The sequence below is a fragment of the Actinophytocola sp. genome (genome assembly GCF_035712165.1).
Taxonomy (GTDB): domain Bacteria; phylum Actinomycetota; class Actinomycetes; order Mycobacteriales; family Pseudonocardiaceae; genus DASYTH01.
In genome coordinates this window covers 1-4,713 of record NZ_DASTBH010000579.1, presented here as the reverse complement: position 1 = coordinate 4,713, position 4,713 = coordinate 1, and the positions used below count along the sequence as shown (strand labels likewise).

General features: G+C 73.6%; 4 protein-coding genes. All 4 read right to left on the bottom strand.

Annotated features, from left to right (window positions below):
- Window positions 1–1,413: ABC transporter ATP-binding protein (locus VFO68_RS33850; RefSeq protein ID WP_325162520.1), on the bottom strand; the 1,413-nt coding region annotated here is incomplete at its 3' end.
- Window positions 1,410–3,056, bottom strand: a complete 1,647-nt coding sequence (locus tag VFO68_RS33845) for an ABC transporter ATP-binding protein (protein ID WP_325162519.1) — start codon at window positions 3,054–3,056, stop codon at window positions 1,410–1,412. The genes VFO68_RS33850 and VFO68_RS33845, both read right to left, overlap by 4 nt.
- 141 nt (window positions 3,057–3,197) lie before the next feature.
- Complete coding sequence (locus tag VFO68_RS33840; RefSeq protein WP_325162518.1) at window positions 3,198–3,347, bottom strand: SapB/AmfS family lanthipeptide; 150 nt, start codon at window positions 3,345–3,347, stop codon at window positions 3,198–3,200.
- A 23-nt stretch (window positions 3,348–3,370) separates the two neighbouring features.
- On the bottom strand, window positions 3,371–4,713 hold a 1,343-nt coding region (locus VFO68_RS33835), incomplete at its 5' end, for a lanthionine synthetase LanC family protein (RefSeq protein WP_325162517.1).

Below are 4,713 nucleotides of genomic sequence, written 5' to 3'. Positions count from 1 at the left end.
CAGGTCCGCCGGCACCAGGCCGGCCTGATACCCACCGAGCCGGTCCAGCAGCCCGGTCGCGCCGATGGCGGCGGCCGCCGCCCGGACCTCCTCGACCGTCGCACCCGGCCGCAGGTAGGTCAGGTTGTCCCAGACGGTGCCGGCGAAGACGTAGGCCTCCTGGGGGATCAGCACCCGGATCCCGGCCAGCCGGTCGGGGGCGAGACCGGCGGCAGGCACACCGCCGATCTCGACACGCCCCCCGACCGGTCGCAACAGCCCGCACAGCAGCCCGGCCAGGGTGGACTTGCCGATGCCGCTGGGCCCGACGATCGCCAGATGGTCGCCTTCGGGCACGAAGAGATCGAGATCGCGCAGCACCGGTTCGGCGTGCGGGCCGTAAGCGAAGGTGACGCCGGACAGCGTCAGGTCCCGGGTGTCCGGCGGGGTGGCGAGACGCTGCGCCACCGCAGGCGGCGCGGTGGCGTCCAGGATGCGGCCGAGGGTCACCACGAACCGCAGCCCGCTGCCACCCAACCCGGAGAACACGTTGCGTAGCGCGGGTTGGAGTCCGAACAGGACATAGGTGAGCCCGCCCATGATCGCGCCGGCGGTCAGCCCCTGCGCCACCAGCCACGGGCCGGCGAACAGCAGGGTCAGCAGCGGCAGCCAGCCGCCGACGGCGAAGCAGAGCATCCGCAGGGCCGAAACCCAGGCCAGGGACCGTTCGGCCGCGGCCTGCGCGTCGATGGACCGGGTGACCAGCCGGGCCGCGTGGTCCTGGGTCCCGCTGGCGAACACGTCCCGGGCCCCGCGCAGCACCTCGCTCGCGGAGGTGGCCAGCCGCTCGTCGGCGAACACCGCCGCGCGCTGCCGGGCGGCCGACATGCCGAGCGTGCCGAGGAACAGCACGAAGCCGAGCAGGAAGGTCGGCAGGATCAGCAACGCCACCACCGGCGCGACGGACAGCAGCCCGATCGCCACGCCGACCACCGCGACCAGGAACCCGCGCACGATCACGATCAGGCCGCCGAAGGTGTCCCGGACCACCTCCACCTGCCGGGTCAGCCGGGCCAGCGCGCCCGACTCCGGCTGCCCCGCGACGCTGCCCGCCAGGGCGCCGGTCACCACCCGGCGCACCAGGTCGTCGCGCATCGGCTCGACCAGCGCACCGAGCTTGCGGTAGACCTGCCGGGAGCCGAGTGCGCTCACCGCGGCCGCGGCCATGAACCCGGCCAGCCACAGCAGACCGACGAGCGGGCGACCGGCCAGGAACCCCCGGTCGACGGCCCGGGCGATGGCGACACCGGACAGCGCGGCGGGCAGCGCCTCCGGCACCGACCAGGCGGCCAGCGCCAGCAACGGTTTGCGGCGCAGCGCCCCGATGCCGTAGCGCAGCTCGCGGAACCGCCTGCCGTCCGGGTCCCGGCTCATCCGAAGACCCCGCGATAGTCGGCTGACTCCCAGAGCCGCTCGTGCGGGCCGACCGCGCGTACCGCGCCGCCGTCCAGCCAGACCACCAGGTCCGCCCGCGCGGCGGTGGAGACCCGGTGCGTGACGATCAGCCGGGTGCGGTGGTCGCCGCCGGTGAGGGCCTGCCCGATCTGCATCTCGGTCACCATGTCCAGACTGGAGGTGGCGTCGTCGAGCACCAGCACCCGCTCGGCGGGCCAGGCCCGGGCCAGTCCCAGCCGTTGCAGCTCGCCGCCGGACATCGGCGCGTCGGCCAGCGCGGTGTCGTAGCCCTCCGGCAGCCGGCTGACGAACTCGTGCGCGTGCACGGCGGCCGCCGCCGCCCGGACCCGCTCCGGCTCCAGGCCCGGCCCGATGGCATCGGCGATCGTGTCCCCCACCAGCACCGGCCGTTCGAACGCGCAGGCCACCGCGCGGCGCAGGTCCGGTCCGGCCAACTCGGCGATCGGCACGCCGTCCAGCAGCACCTCGCCGTCGTCGGGATCGCGCAACCGGGCGATGACCGCCGCCAGCGTGGACTTGCCAGCGCCGGAGTGCCCCACGACGGCCACCGCGCAGCCACCCGGGATGGTGAGATCAACGCCATCCAGCAGGGTGACCTCACCGGCGCGGACGACGACCTTGCGCAGGTCCAGCCGTCCCGGGCCATCCGGCAGGGCGGCCGCGCCATAGCCCACCGGATCGACCTCCAGCACCTCACCGGCGCGGCGCGCGCCGGCCCGGGCCCGCGCGAGCGCGCCGAACACCCCGGTCAGCGCGCCGAGCCCGACCCCCATCACCGCGTACTGGCTGGCCGCGAACATCTCGCCGGGGGTGATCCGCCCGGCGGACAGGGCCAGCCCCCCGGCGGCGAGCACGGCGACCAGCACCAGCGGACCGACCACTGCGGCCTGGGCGCTGGCCCGGGACAGCACCGCCCAGGTCCGCCGGCCCTGCTCGTGCAGTTCGGGCAACGGCTCGAGCACCCGGTCCCGCTCGCGGTCGACGGTGCCGGCGGCGGCGATGGTGCGCGCGCCACCGAGCGACTCGGTCAGGCGCGTGGCGATCCGGCCCTGGATCCGCTGGTAGGCGATGACGATCTCGGCGGTGCGCTTGGTGAACGCCCGCAGCACCAGCACGACCAGGCCGATGCCGGCCAGGAAGGCGGCGGCGAGCCACGGGTCGATGACCGCCAGCAGCACCACCCCGCCGACCGGCGGCAGCACGCCGGTCACCACGGTCACCAGGACCGGACCGGCGTTGGCCGCGTCGGCGGCGTTGCCGGACACCCGGGTCACCAGGTCACCGGTGTCGAACCGGCGGGCGCCCTCCGGGCCGATCGCCAGCAGATGGCGGACCAGCCGGGTCCGCAGCCAGGCCGTGGTGTTCGCGGTGCAGATGACGCCGGCGAACGCGCCGGCCAGGTCGGCGACCATGCTGAGCAGCAGCAGCCCGGCGGCCGCGGCGATCCAGGTGCCGGTGTCGCCGCCGGTGACGATCTCGTCGACGGCCCGGCCCAGCACCGCCGGCAGGGCGAGCATGCTCAGCGTGCCGGCGAGCGCGCTGAGCCCGATCAGCGGCAGCCAACGGCCGGCCCGGCGGGCGGTCGCGCCGAATGCCGTCACGACGGTCTCCCTCTCAATAGGGCCTAAAGACTCCGGTGCCGGGCCTGGCCCCTCGTTACGATGGAGATAAGGGCGCGGCCCCGGACGAACGCGACTCGTCCGGGACCGCGCCTCTGGTTTATCTCAGTGCCAGTGAAGGCGTCAGTGGCAGATCAGCACGGACAGGCCGGAGCTGCCGTCGCAGAGCGTCACGGACAGGTTGCTGGGGCAGCTGTGGCCGCTGTTGCTGCTGCCGCCACCGGTGGTGGACTCAGGCGCGGACTCCATGCCCTGCAGGTCGAGAACCGACATTGTGACTCCTTCGGATTGTTTGTTCACCTACCCACACCGGTGGGTGCGGGAGTCTGGGGTTCCGCGGTGGCCGGACGCCGGACCGGCGCCAGCAGCGGAAGGGAAACGGGCTGGTCGTGCAGCGCGGACGCGAGCGCGAGCAGCACGCCGGCGGTGCCGGTGGCGAGGTCCATCGACAGCCGCATCAGGCCGCTACCGGGGAAGGCGGTGCCGTCGCCGTAGGGCAGCGCATGCCAGCTCAGGTTGCGGACCTGGGTGGTGACCAGCGGGTCGACGGCCGGGTTCGCCGACCGGCCAGCCAGGTAGTGCAGGATGCCGGACCGACCCTGGAACAGTCCCGGCAGGATGTACATGGGCAGCGTGCAGACCAACTCGATGCCGGGCAGCACGGCGGTGAACTGCTCGTCGTGGCGCCGCGCGAGGTAGGCGTCGATCGCCACCCCGATCCCCACGCTGCCGGCGGCCAGGTAGGGCATGGTCCGCCAGCCCTCGTTGATCTCCAGTGTCCCGTTCGGACGGACGACGGTGCGGCGCAGATCCCAGCGCAGCGCCTCGGCGGCGGCGTCCAGGAAGGTCACGTCGCCGGTGTCGTCGTAGGTCCGCATGAGCAGCAGTGCGGCGCCGGACCGGCCCTGCATCAGGCCGGCGAAGGGATGCACGCCGCCGCTGATCAGCGGCGGTTCCTCGGCGGCGGTTGGATCCGGGTCGCGGAGCCGTGCGGCGACCAGCTCCGCGGCCCGGTGCGCGGCCAGCCGTAACACGGGTTCGCCGGTCTTGTCGGCGAAGTGCAGCAGGTTCAGCCCGATCCCGGCCAGCCCGCTCGACAGGTTCGAGCCGAGCGACTCCCAGTTCTCCCGCAGGCAGATGTCGATGACATCCAGAGCTTCCTGCCGGTGGCCGAGGTGATCGAGCACGAACGCCACTCCGTGCAGGCCGTCGTAGAGGCCGGGGCGCGTGCCGTTGGCCGGGTTGATCGCCCGGCGCAGCAGCCAGTCCTCCAGCCGGGGTTGGCGGTCCACGCCCGAGACCGAAAGGGCGTAGAGCACACCGGCGGCGCCGTAGGCGAGGCCCAATCCGCCCACCGAGAACTGCTCGATGTCGCCGGGGAAGAGCCGGTCGTCCCGGTCCGGCGTCGCGCTGGCCAGGATCGCCCGCACCAGCGCGTCACGCTGCTCCGGCCAGCCAGCCGGCTCCGGGTCGATCCGCGGAGAGGGTGCCGACCGGTGTTCCGCCGGGATGATCACCTCCACGGCCTTGTCGAGAAACTCGCGCGGCACGGGGAAGTGCTCGGTGATGATCTCGGTGAACTGCGTTGCCTTGGGCCGGTGCAGCCAGACCAGGTTGGTCATCGGCAGGAACAGGGCCA

Excerpts from the sequence above, each read along its gene's own strand:
- VFO68_RS33840 (WP_325162518.1), bottom strand. The coding sequence starts at position 3,347 with ATGTCGGTTCTCGACCTGCAGGGCATGGAGTCCGCGCCTGAGTCCACC.